Genomic DNA, 18932 nt, shown 5'->3' on the forward strand with positions numbered 1-18932 from the left:
GGGAAAGCCTCAGCGATTCGCAAGCAGTTCTATCGGTACATACTGCACCGGATAACCGAAATACTCCGGCCCCGCAACGTCAATCCCTTTTGGCGTTCGCCACTTGTCATTGCACGGATAGGCAATCACATCAACTCGCTGCCCATAACGTAAATGCTCGGTGATGATCGGACGTCCGGTTTCACTATCTACTATGGAGATTAAATCAGGCACAACGGCCAGCAGATTATCCTGCGTAGGTTCTGCCGTCTGTGAAGAACGATAAGCCAACAGGAGCTCATTCTGAAAAAGCACCGTAAACGATTCGCCTTTGTCGCTCCCCATGCCATCCAGCACGACTTTGCCCCGAGCAAAACCGCCCGTTGTACGCCGCGCTACATCAACAATTTTGCCAGATGCAACAATATGACCATTCAAGACCGTCAGTAGGGACTGTACCGGATGACTGCCTGACTGGTGAGCCTGACGCAGCATTCTTCCGATATCCTGCGCCAGCGTCAGCGTGCCTTTGATAGCGCTACGCTTAAGTTGGCTACCGCGTAAGGGGTAATCGCACATCGCACAAGCAGCACCCATTTGTTCAACAATCGCACGGGCCAGCCGTTCCGACCACATACCATCTATGGGATTAAGAATGACTGCATTGCCCTTCTCATCTGCCAATGTATTCGGTGCGGAGGTTAAATCATCGAGAAAAAAGGTCACCATCTGCGCTTCGGGGAAGGCTCTCCCCATCGCATCGCAATCGATAACAGGTAGCCCTTTTGCGGCCGCAACAACTAATGGGATGAGTGAATTGATGCCGCCGACTTCGATAGAAAAAGTCCCAGATGCTGATTCAGCGAGATAATTCTCCATTGTTTCAAATGCCAAGAGAATTTGCCGCGGTGAAATGATTTTTTCTACGGAAACCGTCGGTGCCCCCATAGTACTGCACGGGATAAAAAGCTCGTTATCCTTTACGTCGTCCAGATTGCACAACGTTACAGGCTTTCCATGGCGCAAAGCATTTTTCGCAATTAGCGATCCTAAATAAGGATCCCCTCCGCCACCGGTGCCAAGAATTGAAGCTCCCAGAGCGATATCATCTATCATTTCAAAATCAATATAGCGGACCATTACTTATCCAATAACCACGGAACAACCTAGGATTTAGAGAACGAATGGGCAGACTCTGCCAACTGCGGGAACATTTTCCGCATAGCGATATACATCACCAGGCTGATTATTATGCCATCCAATGTAGAAACGGATGTGATCGTAAACAAATCAAAGAAATCTGTAGCGGTTAATAAGCTTACAAAACTGCCGCATAACCAGGCGATAGAGGCACAAATATTCAGTAAAGGTGGCTGTGATGCATCCTGCTTTAGGCGCGAGGAATCGAAAAAGTAATATTCAGCAAGGTAAACCCCTGCAATAGGGGAAATCAGAACACCGAGTAATGACAGAAACTGGGTGAAGTTATTAATCATCCCGTTATAAGCCAGAAACAGACCCGCAAATGCCATCAACACAACGAGTATTGGCCGAGATATTACTCTGATAACAACAGATAAACCTAATGAGGCTGAAATTAGATTAGAGCTATTCGTCGTCCATTGCGCGAAAATTAAAATCACAATCGCTGAAACACCGAGCCCTATGGTGAAAAATATTTCAACCAAATCGTCACTACCAACCATACGAGTCAATATGAGTGCGACAAGAATCGTTGCACTATTTCCCAGTAAGAATCCCAAACCTGAACCTAATATGGCATCTTTACGCGTTCTGGAATAACGGGCGATATCAGGCGACATGATACTTGCTGCCACTATCCAGATAGAAACAACGTAAGAAATAGCACTCCCTAAACTTATCGGCTTTTTAATGACAACTTCAGCAGGAGAAGAATGACCATCAGCGGCGAGATATATTCCTGAGACGATGAGTATAAGCATTAAGGGGACACTTAATGCGCTTAGTTTCCCTAACGCACGAACCCCCCAAATAGCCGTCGATGCCATCAGGGCCATGCCGAAAAGCAGGATAACAAAGCGCCCAGGCTCAAGTTGATAATGTAATAGTGCTTTTTGCAGCATCACACCAAAGAAATCGAGTTGAAAGGCAAACCATCCAACCAGTGAAACAGCGGAGAATACGCCTATCACTTTCCCACCTAGTCGCCCAAAAACAGAGATACTGAGTAGCGTTGTTGATAGCCCGCAGCCATAACCAACGTTCGCACATAATGCGGCAAGAACACCGAGTAAGGCTGAGCCAATAAGCGTGGCACTGATGGCCTGAGAGAATGGTAATCCACTACTTAGGAAAGACCCGAGAAATAGACCAGAGATATCGATCCCTATAGCCAGCCATATCAAGGCAATGACATACCAACTTTTTCTTGCTTCGACAGGGACTTTTTCGTATTCGTAATCATAAATTTGCCGCTCCTGTTGTTCTTTTTCAGGTACAGCTTTCCCTTGAGACATAACTCCTCCATTAAATAAGCAGCAAATAATTATTGTATCGTTGTGATATTTTATAGAGGTTGCCTGACGGCGTATAGAACAATGGTGCCGTCAGCAAGCTAACAACACCATTGTGCTTATGAGAGACCCTGATGTGACGCATAAAACCACACTATTTGTGGTAACCACATCAGTAATGTGGCGTGACAACAAGATAAATGGGTTTCATATCGATTAATACAGATATATTTTGATGTTAACATTCAGATATGTAATGTATGCGAAGGACATGCTATGCGCTTAGATAAACTGGAGATCCGCTGGTTAAAGCTTTTTTGTAAAATTGTTGAAAAACAAGGCATTACTAACGCACAAGCCGCGACAGGCTTAAGCCAGCCTGTACTAAGTCACTACCTGTCTCGCCTCGAGGATACGCTCGGGCTAGTCTTGTGCGAACGTGGACGTGGTGGTTTTGCCTTAACAACCGAAGGTGAGGTCGTCTATCAGGAGGCAAAATCTGTTATTTCCACACTGGATGACTTTGCCAACAGACTAGCCCGTATAAAGCATCAGCTTATCGGTAAAGTCAAATTAGGCTGTCTGGATAACATTGCAACCCACCCCAATAATGTTGTATCTCAGGCGATAACCCAGCTTTATGCCCAAAGCCCAGAAGTTAATGTCGAACTTGAAATTATGGAATACCTTCCACTCATGGAACGGCTAAAAAATGGACATCTCGACATTGTTCTCAGTGCCCTGCCCGATGATATTCCCTCAGATATTTTTTATGAGCCTGTCTTCGTTGAGCACAGTTACTTTTATTCACTAGCAGAAAATGCTGAAATTATAGAACGTGAATGGATCAATGGTGAATTAAATCCTCGTCGACTGCTAATCGGTGGGCATGCCTTCAACGAAATATCTAAACAGTTAGGTCCTGTATCAAAGCAAGGTTTCCATCAAACAGCCTGGCATCTTGAGGGAAGCCTACTGCTTCTGCTGGCAGGAACGCATATTGGCTTTCTTCCCGATCATTATGCCAACGCCTGGGTTGAAAAAGGAAAGCTTGCTGCAGTCGCCCCTGATCGTTTAAAGCTAACCAGCATATTTTATCTGGTGCGAAACGCGAAGCAGCGCCTTAGCCCAGTGGCCGAAGCGCTGTGGAATAACATGGTAGAAGCTGGACAAAGTTCGCTTGCCAGCCTCGATGCCGTTAGCTCAAGCAGCAGCTAATGGCGTTGGGTGGTGATCGGCCTTTCTGAGCAACATCATCAGGTAGATCATGGCAACAACCGCGATCAACACAAACAGCAATCGATCGGAGTAGCTCTGCATCAATACCGCAGCAACGCTTGGTCCGCAAAGACTGCCAAGCGTATAGCTGAGGAGCAACGCCTGATTCATCGCGACCAGTTCGTCAGGGCGCACTTTTTCACATGCCCAAGACATGGCAACGGGATACAGCGTAAACCCTGCACATCCCAGCAGGAACAGCGATGGTGCCATGGCATAGTGGCTAATGCTTAACATAGCAATACAGCCAATAATCACCACAAAGACTAATACCCGCAGAACCAGCAATCGGCCATAACGATCGGCCATACGTCCAACAGGCCATTGCCCGATAATCCCAGAACTGATCAGCAGCGCCATCCAGTATCCAACCTGCGCATCATTCATTCCCTGATGGGAGAGATACAGCGGCATCAGACCATATAGCGATCCTAAAATTGCGCCGGAAATAATACAGCCGTGTACGCCTAAACGGGCACTGCGGTACGTCAGCATTTTCCACATGTTGACATGCTTTTCTTGCTGCTCTGGCGGCGTAGGGAGACGAGTAAACAGCAGCGGTAATACCGCCAAAATAACTAACGCGACCATCCACGGCAGCACGTTCAGCAACGCGCTCGGCAATATACCAAGCAGGAGCTGTCCAACTACGCTACCGAGATAATAAGCAATCATATAGGCAGCCAGCAGTTGCCCTCTCTGCGTCGGTGTTCCGCTACATAATAAAGCGCTTTCAACCACGACCCAGATTAATGCACAGCCGATACCGGCAAGGAAGCGCCAGAATAACCAACTGCCGATATCCCCAGAAATACCGAGACCAACGATCGCGATACCAAATAATAAAGCCGCGAAATAATAGCTACGGTTAAATCCATAAAGTTTGATTAACTTACCGGCTAATAGCGTACCAACTAGATTGCCGCCGAAGTAGGATGACCCAACAAGGCCAACCTGCCAGACAGGAAGAGATTGATAACTCAGCCACAGTGGTACCAGGGTATTTAATACCGCAATACAAACCGTCAGCAGCAAAAGTCCGCAGAGCAATAACAGCACTGGGCGGGAATAAGCAGACATAGCGAAGTGGATAACCAAACAACCGGAGAAGAGTGAGCGCATCATGCCACTGCGTATATAAAAGTCAATCCGGGCAAAAAGTGCTAAAAGTCCTTTCCCAAATTATGGATTGAAAGAATTCATCAACGTCCATAAGAAGGCAGTCACGCTTAAAAGCAGGGTGCAGCTATTCTGCTGATTTCAAATCATTTTTAACTTAAAATTTAAGTCGAACGGGTTGTTTAAGATAGAGAAGCTATTTTTACGATGAAAAAATATTACCGAACAGAAGGCGTAAAAAAAGCGCCTTTAAACGGGCGCTTTTTTTCAGGTCATCGGCGATTAGCCAATAAATTCCAGACCGCCCATATACGGACGCAACACTTCTGGAACTTCAATACGGCCATCAGCCTGCTGGTAGTTTTCCAGAACAGCAACCAGTGTACGACCGACTGCCAGACCAGAACCGTTCAACGTATGAACCAGTCGAGTCTTCTTGTCGGACTTGCTACGGCAGCGAGCCTGCATACGGCGCGCCTGGAAATCCCAACAGTTTGAACAGGAAGAGATTTCGCGGTACGTATCCTGCGCTGGCAACCAGACTTCCAGATCGTAAGTTTTAGTCGCACCAAAGCCCATATCACCTGTACACAGCAAGACCTTACGATACGGTAATTTCAGCAGTTGCAGTACCGTTTCGGCATGGGTCGTCAATTCTTCCAGCGCCTGCATGGAATCTTCAGGGCGGACGATTTGTACCAGTTCAACCTTGTCAAACTGGTGCATACGAATCAACCCACGCGTATCACGACCATACGAGCCGGCTTCTGAACGGAAGCAAGGCGTATGTGCAGTCATCTTCAGCGGCAAAGATTCTTCATCAAGAATTTCGTCACGCACTAGATTGGTCAATGGAACTTCAGCGGTCGGAATCAGCGCATAATTGCTGCTTCCCGCTTCTTCACTCAACGGTCTGGTGTGGAACAGATCTTCTCCAAATTTAGGCAACTGACCCGTACCGTATAACGTGGCATGGTTGACCAGATAAGGCACATACGCTTCCTGATAGCCATGCTGCTGTGTGTGCAAATCCAGCATGAACTGGGCAAGCGCACGATGCAGACGGGCAATCTGTCCTTTCATCACGACAAAACGCGCACCGGTTAATTTCACCGCAGCGGCAAAATCCAGCCCGGCAGCCATCTCTCCGAGTTCAACATGATCGCGTACGGGGAAATCGTACTTACGTGGCTCACCCCAGCGAGTCACTTCCTGGTTCTGCGTATCGTCCTTTCCAAGCGGCACAGAGTCGTCCGGCAGGTTCGGGATCGTTAACGCCAGATCGCGAATTTCATTCTGCAACTGATCCAGCTCGGCTTTCGCGGCATCCAGTTTTTCGCCTAATGTGTTAACTTCACGACGCAAAGGCTCGATATCTTCACCGCGTGCTTTCGCTGCACCAATCTCTTTCGATCGGGAGTTACGCTCTGCCTGCAGGTTTTCAGTTTCTACCTGCAATACTTTACGACGTTCTTCCTGCTTACGCAGGGTCTCAACATCCAGCTTAAAGCCTCTGCGAGCCAGTAACTTTTCGGCGACTGCGTCTAGCTCATTGCGCAGTAAATTGGGATCGAGCATGCTAATCCTGTGCTTATGATTATCAAATGAAATGGTGGCGTACACGGCGCGCTACGCGGCCGGTTTCAGAAAATACCGCAATAACCTTACCGCAACGCTTAGTTCAACGGTAGCGTTTTGTCGGGCTATTTTGATCCTGAGTGGCAAGCCAGGCGAGCTTTTCACCAATTTTGCCCTCAAGGCCGCGTGAGGTCGGCGCGTAATAGTGCGTATCGGCCATTTCCGGCGGAAAATAGCTCTCGCCAGCGGCATAGGCATTAGGTTCATTGTGTGCGTACCGATACTCAGCGCCGAGCCCCATTTCTTTCATCAATCGAGTAGGCGCATTGCGCAAGTGCTCGGGAACATCATAGTCTGGCTTCTCGCGAGCATCCTGCATCGCGGCTTTAAATGCGCTATACACGGCGTTACTTTTAGGGGCACAGGCCAGATAAACAATCGCCTGAGCAATGGCGCGCTCCCCTTCTGCGGGGCCGACACGAGTGAAACAATCCCAGGCGGAGATAGCCACCTGCATCGCACGCGGGTCGGCGTTGCCAACATCCTCCGATGCAATCGCCAACAGCCGTCGGGCAACATACAGCGGGTCGCCGCCGGCGGTAATGATTCTGGCGTACCAATAAAGCGCCGCGTCCGGCGAGGAACCTCTTACCGATTTATGCAACGCTGAAATCAGGTCGTAATAGCGGTCGCCTTTGTTATCAAAGCGGGCACTACGCTCACCAGCGATTTCGTTGAGGAGTGCTGGCGTCAGAACACGCATGCCCTGCCCGTCGATTTCCGCCATGTCGGCCATCATTTCCAGACTATTCAGCGCACGTCTGGCATCGCCGTTGACCAATTCGGCCAGCATCCGCGCGGTTTCGGCAGGCAGAACAATATTCTGTCCGCCATATCCTCGCTCGCTGTCGCTCATTGCCTGCTGCAAGACCTGCTCGATATCTTCTGCCGTCAGCGCTTTTAGCAAATAGACGCGGGCGCGAGATAACAGGGCGGAATTGAGTTCGAAAGAGGGGTTTTCGGTTGTCGCACCAATGAAGGTGATCGTTCCATCTTCGATATGTGGCAGAAATGCATCCTGCTGACTTTTGTTGAAACGATGGACTTCATCGACAAACAGAATAGTGCGACGCCCCGCATTGCGATTTTGTCGGGCACGCTCAATCGCTTCGCGAATTTCTTTGATGCCGGACGTCACGGCAGAAATACGCTCAACATCAGCCTGCCCGTAATGCCCAATCAGTTCTGCCAGCGTGGTTTTTCCCGTTCCTGGCGGCCCCCAGAGAATCATTGAGTGCAGTTGCCCTGCCTCAATGGCTCGTGGCAGAGGCTTACCGGCCCCTAACAGGTGCTGTTGGCCGATATACTGTGCCAACGTCGCTGGCCGCATACGCGCGGCCAGCGGTTGGAATTCATTATGGGAAAAATCAAGGGACAGGTTGCTCACTCTGGCCTCACTGACGCTGGTCATCCAGCGTGACGCCTTTCGGCGGTGTGAACGTAAATTGCGCGGCATCAACAGCGCCGTTTTGCTGGTTTTTCAGCACATAAGTGCTCCGCTGCCCGTCTTGTTCCGTCGCGGTAAACTGTTTGATTGTGCCGCTTGTCGTCACATTAATCGCAAACTGCTTCAGATTGCCGCTCGCTGACTTCGGCGTAAGCTCAAAATCATCGCCTTTCTGGCGCACATCGTATTTATTCCAGTCGCTGGCATCGTTACGCGTAATCAGAATGAACGGCGTATTGCCTGTCGCATCTTTCAGCCAGGTTGCCGTGACTTGCTCAACAAACGGATTATAGAACCAAAGCGTTTTGCCGTCAGAAATCAACGTACTTTCGTCAGGTGAGGTAGTTTTCCAGTTAAATAAGTTCGGGCGTTTCAACCACAGTTCGCCTTCCCCTTCCTGTACCGCTGCGCCGTCAGCACTGGTGACTTTCTGGCTAAAATTGGCGTGGAAACTGTTTACTTTATTGAGGCGACCCTGCAAATCTTTTGCCGCGTCCGCATAGACAGCGGTTGAGGTAACACCTGCAATCAGGCAACTGATAGCTAACCACTTTTTCATACACATAATCCTTTGAATTTCTTAATATAACGAACCTTCATCTATCGAGATAAGACGCGTTGTATAGCGCCTATGTTCTTTACAGATCTGTATTATTCGTCGAGCTGCATTATCTATAGATCTATGTTATCTGAACCCACTCGGACGGTGATAGGTGAATTATCTGCTTATTGCCGCTTTTACGCTTCTTTGCATAAGGGCTGCTCGCGCAGCCCTTATCGTGGAGTGACATCAATCAGTACCGCGTGCCTATTCCATTGATGGCGGAGCCAATACTTCGCGGTTACCGTTGTGCCCTGGAGAGCTGACGATACCCTGCGCTTCCATTTGCTCAACGATTCGCGCGGCACGGTTATAGCCGATTCGGAACTGACGCTGGACGCCCGAGATGGATGCACGACGTTTATCGACCACAAACTCTACCGCCTGATCGAACAGCGGATCGAGTTCTTCATCGCCATCAAGACCGAGGCTTCCTCCTTCAGCATCGTCGCCACCGCTGACAATATTATCGATATATTGAGGGCGACCGCGCGCTTTCCAGTCCTGAACGACGGCGTGAACTTCCTCATCGCGCACAAAAGCACCATGAACACGGACAGGTATCGAGGAGTTCGGTGCCATATACAGCATATCCCCCATCCCCAATAGCGACTCTGCGCCCCCTTGATCGAGGATTGTGCGTGAGTCGATCTTACTGGAAACGGTAAACGCGATACGCGTCGGAATGTTCGCTTTGATCAATCCGGTGATGACATCAACCGAAGGACGCTGCGTCGCCAGCACCAAGTGAATCCCCGCAGCACGCGCTTTTTGCGCCAGTCGGGCAATCAGTTCTTCAACTTTCTTACCCACCGCCATCATCAGGTCAGCAAATTCATCGACCATAACAACAATATACGGCAGTTTTTCCAGCACTGGCGGCGTCATATCCATGCTGTCACCCGGCTTCCAGAACGGATCGGGAATCGGACGCCCCATCGCATTTGCCGTCATCACCCGTTCGTTGTATCCCGCCAGATTACGCACGCCAAGCGCCGACATCAGCTTGTAACGACGTTCCATTTCACCGACACACCAGCGCAGCGCATTGGCCGCATCCTTCATGTCAGTGACAACTTCCGTCAACAAATGCGGAATGCCTTCGTACACCGAGAGTTCCAACATTTTCGGGTCGATCATGATAAAGCGTACGTCTTCCGGCGTGGCTTTATACAACATACTGATGATCATTGCGTTGACGCCGACCGATTTACCCGACCCCGTCGTACCAGCAACCAGCAGGTGTGGCATTTTCGCTAAATCGGCAACGACAGGTTCGCCCGCAATATCTTTACCCAACACAATCGACAGTGGCGATGGATTATCACGGAACTGATCGCAATCCAGCACTTCTCGCAGGTAAACCGTCTGGCGATGCGCATTAGGCAACTCCAGCCCGACGTACGGTCGGCCGGGAATAACCTCAACAATACGCACCGCGACAACTGACAGTGAACGTGCCAAATCACGCGACAGATTCGAGATACGTGCTGCTTTAACACCCGGTGCCAGATCCAATTCGAACCGTGTGATCACCGGTCCAGGAGAATGATCGACCACATCGGCTTTTACCCGGAAATCAGCCAGACGTGCTTCAATCAGTCGCGCCGTCTGTTCCAGTGCAAAATTATCAACAGGCGCTTCGCTAGCCGGCGGTGGGGTCAACAAATCCAACGTTGGCAGCGGCGTAGTCGGCTTCTGCAACGGTTGTTCATTACGCATCAGGAACGGGTGAATCAAGCCATCCATTGCCGGATGATGCGTTGGTGTTGCCACCGCTTCCTGTTTTGCGACCTCAACAGGCGCTGACGTTGGTTGCGCTGGCTGACTAAACGTCAACGGGTTGTGCTCATCCTCGTCGTCCTCATGTTCACCAGCATGCATCGGCGGAAGCTCGGGTTCAGAACGGTAGGACGGCGGTGTATACGTGGACTCGCTGAACGTAGTCAGTTCAGGCTCGCGCTCATTCTCCGCGCTAAACGGCGAGAATGAAAAAGCGTTATGCGATGTGACAGGATTTGGCTGAACAGGCGCACTGACCACAGGCGGTGCTATCGGAGCAGGGATTTCCTCATCGCGCTGCAATTCGCTGGCATCATAACGTGACTGCTGCTGTGCCGCGAAATCTCTGGCTAGCTGTGCTTGCAGAAGCGCGTCTTCATCGTCTTCCTGTAACGGGTATTCATCACCGTAACGCTGGCGTTGCTGATCCAGATACGCTTGCTGCAATGCGGCTTCCTGCTGGGCGATATCATCCGGTGTCTCTTCCTGATACACGTCATTCGCCACTTCCGCTTCTTCGCTACCGTTCTGCGCCTGCAGCCTTGCTTGCTCTTCAGCCAGCCGCTGCGACGGCAGTTTGATTCCGTATGACGCCAGCTCGCGGCGAGTAGGGATACGTACAGGATTAGGACGCGGCAGTTCAGGCCCTACGCCGCGTTTAATCTGCGGGTTATCATCCCCATCGGCACTGAACGCCGGCATAAAGGTGTTATTCGCGTCGAAATCCGTATCGCGTGCCAGTTGTGGCGGCTCAGCAAACGGTTGAGCCACAGGTGCCGCAACAATCGGTGGTACGGCACTCTCTCCGTAACTATTTCCGTAAGGTGCATACGCACTGCTATGGCGTTCAGGCGAGCTTGCGATCTCTGGCATTGCCGCTGGCGTTTCAGGGATTTCAAACGAATACAGCGGCGGATTTAGCGACGGCGTCGAATCAATCGCGGACGGAGTAACAGGCGGCACAATACCAGCCGATGAACCAGAGAATGCTGACCCTGATAATACTGAATCAGACACTGCCACATCAGACAATGTTGACCCTGCCACCGGCGTTTCAGCGGAGAGAGCCGGTTGTGTCGCTGTCTGTGCGTTCTCAGCTAACGGTGATGACTCGTCTATCTTATTGTCTGCCGTCGTGTCGTTTACCGCATCAGCCACGGAAGGCGCAGAAAACAGAACATCATCGTCATCACGCTGTTGTGTGACTGCCTCACCCGACGCCTCATCGTGACGCAGATTAAGCGCATCGCGCTCATCCTCTTCACGATCGTGTTCTTCGCGATAGTCCTCGTCGCGGCGTGAACGGTTTGACATAAACGTCAGACAACCCAAGACACCTGCACCAATTTTTTCAGCGATTGTTAACCATGACCAGCCGGTAAACAGCGTTAACCCTGCCCCCCACACGCACAGCAGAATCAGCGTTGCGCCCATGCTGTTGAAACGTGGGATCATTGAGCTGCTCAACAGGCTTCCCAACACACCACCGGAAGCAAAATAGTAGAGATCGTCAATATTCAACGCAGCCAAACCGCAAGAGGTCAGGATCAGCGCCAATGTCCCAATCAGGCGAAGTGAAAAGGTAAAGTAGTCAATAGTCTGGTTGTTATCACGCTGGCGGAAAGCGACCCAGCACAGGGATAACATAATCGGTGGAATGGCGTAGGCCAGCACACCAAAAATGAAGAACAGCGTATCCGCCAGCCATGCACCTGCTACACCACCGAGGTTGTGAATAGGTTCATGCCATGCAGTCTGTGACCAACTGGGGTCGGAGGGGCTGAAACTGAGTAGTGCGACACTAAGATAAACCGCAAAAAGTGCCACAACGATTAAAATCGCTTCAAGCAAACGACGTGTTCCACTGAGCTTTTTCAGGGTAACGTCTTTATCTTCTGTATATTCCTGGCTCAAGAGTCTCTCCAGGGGCCTGTAAGGTTTATGACAAAGCGCCGAGAAAACCCGGCGCTGGAACTGTATAAATTCACAGGAGTGTAGCTGAATTTATCGGGTTTTGCACCCACACATTTATCGCGTCTTAATGACCAGACGGTTGCTTTGCTTCACTTCTTCCATCACCACGTAGGTACGGGTGTCGTTTACGCCCGGCAAACGCAGTAGCGTTTCACCCAGGAGCTTACGGTAAGCGGACATGTCTGGCACACGCGTTTTCAACAGGTAGTCAAAATCACCGGAAACCAGATGACACTCCTGAATTTCTTCCAGCTTCTGCACCGCAGCATTGAACTGTTCAAACACATCAGGCGCGCCGCGGTTTAGCGTTATTTCAACAAAAACCAGCAGTGACGCATCCAGATAATGCGGGTTTAGCAGCGCTGTGTAGCCGTTAATGAAGCCCTGTCTTTCCAGACGACGTACACGTTCCAGACAAGGCGTTGGCGACAGCCCAACACGTTTGGAAAGCTCGACATTGGAAATACGTCCATCTTTTTGCAATTCGTTCAGGATGTTACGATCAATACGATCGAGATCTTTGCCTGGTCGTTTTTTAGTGTCTACCATTATTATTGTCTCTCTTCACTTTTCCCTGCACCCGCTTTACCCCGATAGACCTCATGTATCAGAGCTACCCCTAAAGAAGACACGCTGCCTATTTTGTATATCAACAGTCATTAACTTCTCGTTCTCGCCCCACGTATTGCTCACCCGCGAAAAGACCATCACGTCATATCCGTGGCCCAAAGGCCTACTACCTGCGCAAAAACGAATAAAAAGCCGAGCTTTTAACTGTTCACATACAAAAAATTTCCTCTTACCCAGATGTTTTCGCAAATGCACAGCCGATTGTCAAAGCAAAACAACGAAAATCAGAAGAAACTGCCAGATTGGATAAGCCAGAGCCATTCTCCGAGGTGACTTCAATCATTTTACTTATGAATGTGGCTGATTTTTCAGCGATTTGTCATCCTCATCGTCATTAACGATTAAACAAATAGCTAGCAACTTTTCTGCATACTTTTTTTACTCTTGTAATTTCCTTACAATCGTTCGCATTGTCCGTGGTAGAGACTGTTCGTAGTAAGGAAGCGGGTTTGTTGTAGAAACCGTTATATGAACATGATCCGCCGTCATGAAATGAGGAAAGCATGGGTACTGTTAAACATCACAAGTTATTGATTCTGGGTTCAGGCCCGGCTGGCTACACTGCCGCTGTTTATGCTGCACGGGCGAACTTGCAGCCAGTATTAATCACGGGTATGGAAAAAGGCGGTCAGCTGACGACTACGACCGAAGTAGAAAATTGGCCGGGTGATGCCGATGATTTAACTGGCCCGCTGTTAATGGAGCGTATGCATGCACACGCGACCAAATTCAATACCGAAGTGATCTTCGATCATATTGAACGTGTTGATTTACAGAACCGTCCCTTCCGTTTATTCGGCGATAGCGCCGAGTACACCTGTGACGCGCTGATCATTGCCACGGGGGCATCGGCTCGTTATCTCGGCCTGCCGTCTGAAGACGCGTTTAAAGGCAAAGGGGTTTCTGCCTGCGCAACCTGTGACGGGTTCTTCTACCGTAACCAGAAAGTCGCCGTAGTTGGCGGCGGGAATACCGCAGTAGAAGAAGCCTTGTATTTGTCTAACATCGCGGCGGAAGTGCATTTGATCCACCGCCGCGAGACGTTCCGTTCAGAGAAAATTCTGATCGACCGCCTGATGGACAAAGTCAAAAACGGCAACATCATCTTGCATACCAACCGTACGCTGGACGAAGTGCTGGGCGATGACATGGGTGTAACCGGTGTCCGTATCCGCGATACGCAGAGCGACGCGGCAGAAGAACTGGAGCTGGCTGGCGTGTTTATCGCTATCGGCCACAGCCCGAATACCGCAGTGTTCGGCGGTCAGTTGGAACTGGAAAACGGTTATATCAAAGTGCAGTCCGGTATTCACGGCAACGCGACACAAACCAGCATTCCTGGCGTCTTTGCCGCAGGCGACGTCATGGATCACATCTACCGTCAGGCCATTACCTCCGCAGGTACCGGCTGTATGGCGGCACTGGATGCCGAACGTTACCTTGACGGGCTGACCGTCAACAAGTAATACACTGTTGATAACGGAGCGGCGACGGCCGTTCCGTTTTCTTTACTTCTAGTTTGCCTTCCGCAACACAAAATTGATCGCCTCACCCATTTCCCCTCTCCTTTTCGTTTGCAGCGCGCCCCTGTCGCGGTAACATGGCGTCATTCTGCGTGATAGAAGATAATTTTGTTAACTAACAGTTGCATGAGAGTTATTTTCTGTTAAGTCCATTTCTGCAATATAACGAACTGGTGCCTGATGAAAAAAACCAGACAGCAAGAACTGACCGCCTGGCTGAAACAACAGAGTAAGCTGGCGCAACGTTGGCTACGAATTTCACTACTGCTTGGGTTCCTGAGCGGTGCGTTAATCGTGGCACAAGCCTGGCTGTTAGCTACGCTGCTTCATGCCTTGATCATCGAGCATGCCACGCGCGAATCATTGCTCTCCCCTTTCCTGCTGCTGATTGCCACCTTTATTCTGCGCGCACTCAACAGTGTGTTACGCGAGCGTGTTGGTTTTCTTTGCGGACAAGCCGTTCGACAACAAATTCGTAAGCTGGTACTGGATCGATTGCAACAGCTTGGCCCTGCCTGGGTACAGGGCAAACCCGCCGGCAGTTGGGCAACGATGATTCTTGAGCAGGTTGATGATATGCAGGATTATTATGCCCGCTACCTGCCGCAGATGTATCTTGCCGCACTGATCCCGCTGCTTATCTTAATCACCATTTTCCCAATCAACTGGGCTGCTGGCCTGATTTTGTTTCTAACCGCTCCTCTTATCCCGCTTTTTATGGCGCTGGTTGGCATGGGCGCGGCGGATGCCAACCGACGTAACTTTCTGGCGCTGGCACGCCTGAGTGGACACTTCCTCGATCGCCTGCGCGGTATGGAAACGCTACGTCTGTTCCATCGTGGTAAGGCTGAAACCGAACAAATCCGTCATGCTTCCGAAGATTTCCGTAGTCGCACGATGGAAGTGCTACGCATGGCGTTTCTCTCCTCGGGCGTACTGGAGTTTTTCGCCTCCATTTCGATCGCCGTTGTCGCCGTTTATTTCGGTTTCTCTTATCTCGGGGAGTTGGATTTTGGTCATTACGGCATGGGAGTGACGCTCTTCGCCGGCTTTCTCGTATTGATTCTGGCACCGGAATTCTTTCAGCCTTTACGCGATTTGGGCACCTTCTATCATGCCAAGGCTCAGGCTATCGGGGCAGCAGAATCGCTGGTGACTTTTTTGTCAGAAGAAGGCGAAACCGTCGGCTTTGGCACACATGAATTCAGCAGTAATACCGCCATTGCTATCCGAGCGGAAGATCTGGTTGTCCTCGCGCCGAATGGCACGCCGCTGACCCAACCGTTGACGTTCGATATTCGCGCAGGTGAACGTATCGCGCTGGTCGGCCTTAGCGGGGCAGGAAAAAGTTCGCTGCTTAATGCGCTGCTGGGCTTCCTGCCCTATCGCGGTTCATTAACCGTCAACGGCCAGGCATTGAACACGCTGACGCCTGAATCATGGCGTAAGCAGTTAAGCTGGGTCGGACAAAATCCCCACTTGCCGGAACAGACGCTGCGCAGCAATATTCTGCTGGGTAATCCGCAGGCCAGCCCTTTGGAATTGCAGTATGCGATTGAGCACGCGTATGTACAGGAATTTTTACCGCAGCTCCCGCAAGGGCTGGAAACGACCATCGGTGACGGTGCAGCGCGCCTTTCCGTCGGACAGGCACAGCGCGTCGCCGTTGCCCGTGCGCTCATTCACCCTTGCAACTTATTGCTGCTGGATGAACCGTCAGCCAGCCTGGATGCCCATAGCGAGGAGCTGGTTATGACGGCGCTGAACGACGCGGCACGTTCGCAGACCACGCTACTGGTCACGCATCAGCTCACCGAGATCACCGAGTATGATGCAATTTGGGTCATGGACGGCGGTCGGTTAGTTCAACAGGGTGACTATCAAACACTCCGAGCCGAAGCAGGTCCCTTCGCGACGCTGCTGGCACAACGACAGGAGGCGCTGTAATGGCTCAGATGAAAACGATGCAGGTATTAAAACCGTTTCTCGCGCTTTATCGTCAGCACTTCTGGTATTTGAGTCTGGGCGTGGTATTAGCCATTGCAACTCTGCTGGCCAGCATTGGTCTACTCGCGCTATCCGGCTGGTTTCTGGCGGGTTCCGCGCTGGCAGGGATCGTCGGGCTATTGACCTTTAACTACATGCTGCCCGCCGCTGGCGTGCGGGGCGCAGCGATTGCACGTACGGCCGGACGCTACGGGGAAAGAGTCGTCAGCCACGATGCCACCTTCCGCGTTTTGCTGCGCCTGCGTGTTTTCACCTTTTCTCGCATCCTGCCGCTCTCGCCGGGGGGACTGGCACAATTTCGTCAGGCTGAACTGCTAAACCGGCTCGTAGCGGACGTAGATACGCTCGACCACCTCTATCTCCGCGTGATTTCACCCATCGTCAGCGCTTTTGCCGTCATTCTTATCGTTTGCTATGGCCTGAGTTTCATTGATGCCTCACTGGCTCTGACGCTGGGTGCCATCATGCTGGTACTGCTGCTGTGCCTGCCGATTGTCTTTTATCGGGCGGGAAACGGCATCGGACAGGATTTGACCGCGCTGCGTGCACAATACCGCCTTCAGTTAACGACCTGGCTGCAAGGTCAGGCGGAACTCACCGTCTTCGGCGCACTCAGTCGCGTCCGTCAACAGTTGGCTCTGGTGGAAATTAACTGGCTGCGCCGACAACGTCAGCAGGCCAACCTTACCGGTCTGTCTCAGGCGGTGATGATTTTATGCAGCGGGCTGACCGTTACCCTGATTCTGTGGCTGGCAGCGGATGGGGTTGGCGGTAATCCGCAGCCCGGTGCGTTAATTGCGCTATTCGTGTTCGCCTCACTTGCTGCTTTTGAAGCACTGGCTCCCGTCACGGTGGCCTTCCAGCATATGGGGCAAGTGATTGCCTCCGCGGCTCGGGTCGATCAAATCATTCGCCAGCCCGTTGACGTCACGTTCCCAGAGCATGGGCCAGAAACCCCACGCGAGGCGTCACTTGATGTCTCACATGTCGGTTTCACGTATCCTGGCCAGCCGCAGCCCGTGTTGCAGAATATTACGCTTTCCATTCAACCAGGCGAGCATCTGGCGCTGCTGGGGCGTACCGGATGCGGGAAATCGACGCTATTGCAATTGCTGACCCGGGCATGGAATTGTGAATACGGAGAAATTACGCTGAATGGACATCCCCTTGCCGATTGGCGGGAAGACGATCTCCGCGCCATGATGAGCGTGGTGCCGCAACGCGTGCATATTTTCAGCGCAACGCTGCGTGATAACCTGCTGCTAGCCGCACCAGCCGCACGGGATGAAAAACTGTCTGAGGTATTACAGCAGGTTGGGTTAGAAAAACTGCTGGAAAACGAAGGGCTGAATGCCTGGCTGGGAGAAGGCGGTCGACAGCTGTCCGGTGGCGAGCAGCGCCGTATCGCGTTGGCACGCGCCTTATTGCACGACGCACCGCTCGTTCTATTGGATGAACCGACTGAAGGGTTGGATGCAGAAACCGAAAAGCGTATTCTGCAACTGCTCCGCCAGCACTGTGCCGATAAGACGCTGATCGTCATCACTCACCGGCTATACGGCTTAGAATCGATGGATCGCATCTGTATTCTGGATGATGGCAAAGTGATCGAACAGGGGAGCCATCAGGACTTAATGGCACAACAAGGTCGTTATTGGCAGTTCCGCCAACACGTCTAGGGCAAACTCGGTTGAAACATAACGTTTGAAAAATATGCGTCTATACCAACTTTCGCTTCAATCGCTTCAGTTCCCTGATCCGAATCATGCGCTAGATGACCCCAACGGCCTGCTGGCCGTTGGCGGCGACCTCTCCGTTGCCCGCCTAAAAGCGGCTTACCGACAGGGCATTTTCCCCTGGTTCTCTCCCGGTGAGCCGATCTTATGGTGGTCTCCAAACCCGCGCGCGGTCCTGTTTCCTGGCGACTTGCATATCAGCCGCAGCATGAAAAAATTTCTGAAGCGCCATACGTTTCATGCCACGCTGAATCAGGCCTTTGATGATGTTATTCACGCCTGCGCCCATGAGCACCATGACGGCACCTGGATTACGCCGGACATTATCTCGGCTTATCGCCAGCTTCATCAGGCAGGAGAAGCACATTCTGTCGAAGTGTGGCAGAATGGCGCACTGGTTGGTGGGCTATATGGTATTGAGCAAGGACGGTTATTTTGTGGCGAGTCAATGTTCAGCCGCACGGATAATGCGTCAAAATACGCGCTGCTGGCATTTCAACAGCATTTTATTCGCCACGGTGGTGAACTGATCGATTGTCAGGTGTTAAACGCCCATACGGCTTCTCTGGGCGTGAGTGAAATACCCCGCGATCGCTTTCTGCAACAACTTTCGCAGTGGCAGGATCTCACCGTCGATGACGGCTGTTGGCGACCACAACCGCTCACCAACCCCGCAATTTGACAGAGAAATCGGGCAAATAACGCCCCAAACGTGAACGCTTC

At 51.2% G+C, this 18932-nt stretch carries 13 protein-coding genes; 5 read left to right on the forward strand and 8 right to left on the reverse strand.

Translation table 11 applies throughout. The features are described 5' to 3' along the window. Positions 1-9: 9 nt before the first annotated feature. Both MYB54_RS12965 and MYB54_RS12970 read right to left on the reverse strand, forming a co-directional pair. Positions 10-1119, reverse strand: a complete 1110-nt coding sequence (locus tag MYB54_RS12965) for an S-methyl thiohydantoin desulfurase family protein (protein ID WP_014915076.1) — start codon at positions 1117-1119, stop codon at positions 10-12. Positions 1120-1145: 26 nt separating this feature from the next. Then, positions 1146-2477, reverse strand: a complete 1332-nt coding sequence (locus tag MYB54_RS12970) for a cytosine permease (RefSeq protein ID WP_248720853.1) — start codon at positions 2475-2477, stop codon at positions 1146-1148. 273 nt (positions 2478-2750) lie between these two features. Between MYB54_RS12970 and MYB54_RS12975 the strand changes: the two genes are divergently transcribed. After that, entirely contained in the window at positions 2751-3692 is a 942-nt protein-coding gene (locus tag MYB54_RS12975; protein ID WP_014915074.1) for a LysR family transcriptional regulator, read from the forward strand. Here MYB54_RS12975 and MYB54_RS12980 read toward each other — a convergent pair. The 6 genes from MYB54_RS12980 to lrp all read right to left on the reverse strand — a co-directional run bounded on the left by MYB54_RS12980 (position 3678) and on the right by lrp (position 12862). Further along, on the reverse strand, positions 3678-4832 hold the full coding sequence (locus MYB54_RS12980; RefSeq protein WP_039286987.1) for an MFS transporter: 1155 nt from the start codon (positions 4830-4832) through the stop codon (positions 3678-3680). The two genes, MYB54_RS12975 and MYB54_RS12980, sit on opposite strands and share 15 nt — an antisense overlap. A 321-nt stretch (positions 4833-5153) precedes the next feature. Next, a complete protein-coding gene (gene serS / locus MYB54_RS12985) occupies positions 5154-6449 on the reverse strand; it encodes a serine--tRNA ligase (RefSeq protein WP_039286989.1) in 1296 nt (431 codons plus the stop codon). Positions 6450-6552: 103 nt separating this feature from the next. Further along, positions 6553-7896, reverse strand: coding sequence for a replication-associated recombination protein A (locus tag MYB54_RS12990; RefSeq protein WP_039288077.1), 1344 nt, complete (start codon positions 7894-7896; stop codon positions 6553-6555). Between the two features lie 7 nt (positions 7897-7903). After that, positions 7904-8515 (reverse strand): outer membrane lipoprotein periplasmic chaperone LolA, encoded by a 612-nt coding sequence (gene lolA / locus MYB54_RS12995; RefSeq protein ID WP_010277204.1) that lies wholly within the window; start codon positions 8513-8515, stop codon positions 7904-7906. Positions 8516-8764: 249 nt separating this feature from the next. Next, positions 8765-12253: a DNA translocase FtsK 4TM domain-containing protein gene (locus MYB54_RS13000; protein ID WP_248720854.1), complete on the reverse strand. Its 3489-nt coding sequence runs from the start codon at positions 12251-12253 to the stop codon at positions 8765-8767. 114 nt (positions 12254-12367) lie between these two features. Further along, positions 12368-12862: a leucine-responsive transcriptional regulator Lrp gene (gene lrp / locus MYB54_RS13005; protein ID WP_010277211.1), complete on the reverse strand. Its 495-nt coding sequence runs from the start codon at positions 12860-12862 to the stop codon at positions 12368-12370. A gap of 584 nt (positions 12863-13446) precedes the next feature. Between lrp and trxB the strand changes: the two genes are divergently transcribed. The 4 genes from trxB to aat all read left to right on the forward strand — a co-directional run bounded on the left by trxB (position 13447) and on the right by aat (position 18891). After that, complete coding sequence (trxB, locus tag MYB54_RS13010) at positions 13447-14409, forward strand: thioredoxin-disulfide reductase (protein ID WP_010277214.1); 963 nt, start codon at positions 13447-13449, stop codon at positions 14407-14409. Positions 14410-14646: 237 nt separating this feature from the next. After that, positions 14647-16413: a heme ABC transporter permease/ATP-binding protein CydD gene (gene cydD / locus MYB54_RS13015; protein WP_248720855.1), complete on the forward strand. Its 1767-nt coding sequence runs from the start codon at positions 14647-14649 to the stop codon at positions 16411-16413. Continuing rightward, positions 16413-18152 (forward strand): heme ABC transporter ATP-binding protein/permease CydC, encoded by a 1740-nt coding sequence (gene cydC, locus MYB54_RS13020; RefSeq protein ID WP_248720856.1) that lies wholly within the window; start codon positions 16413-16415, stop codon positions 18150-18152. The genes cydD and cydC overlap by 1 nt, the downstream gene beginning before the upstream one ends. A gap of 34 nt (positions 18153-18186) precedes the next feature. Then, positions 18187-18891, forward strand: a complete 705-nt coding sequence (gene aat / locus MYB54_RS13025; RefSeq protein ID WP_014915067.1) for a leucyl/phenylalanyl-tRNA--protein transferase — start codon at positions 18187-18189, stop codon at positions 18889-18891. The last annotated feature ends 41 nt before the right edge of the window (positions 18892-18932 follow it).

Origin of the sequence: Pectobacterium nicotianae (genome assembly GCF_023272715.1) — a bacterium.
GTDB classification, from domain to species: Bacteria; Pseudomonadota; Gammaproteobacteria; order Enterobacterales; family Enterobacteriaceae; genus Pectobacterium; species Pectobacterium brasiliense.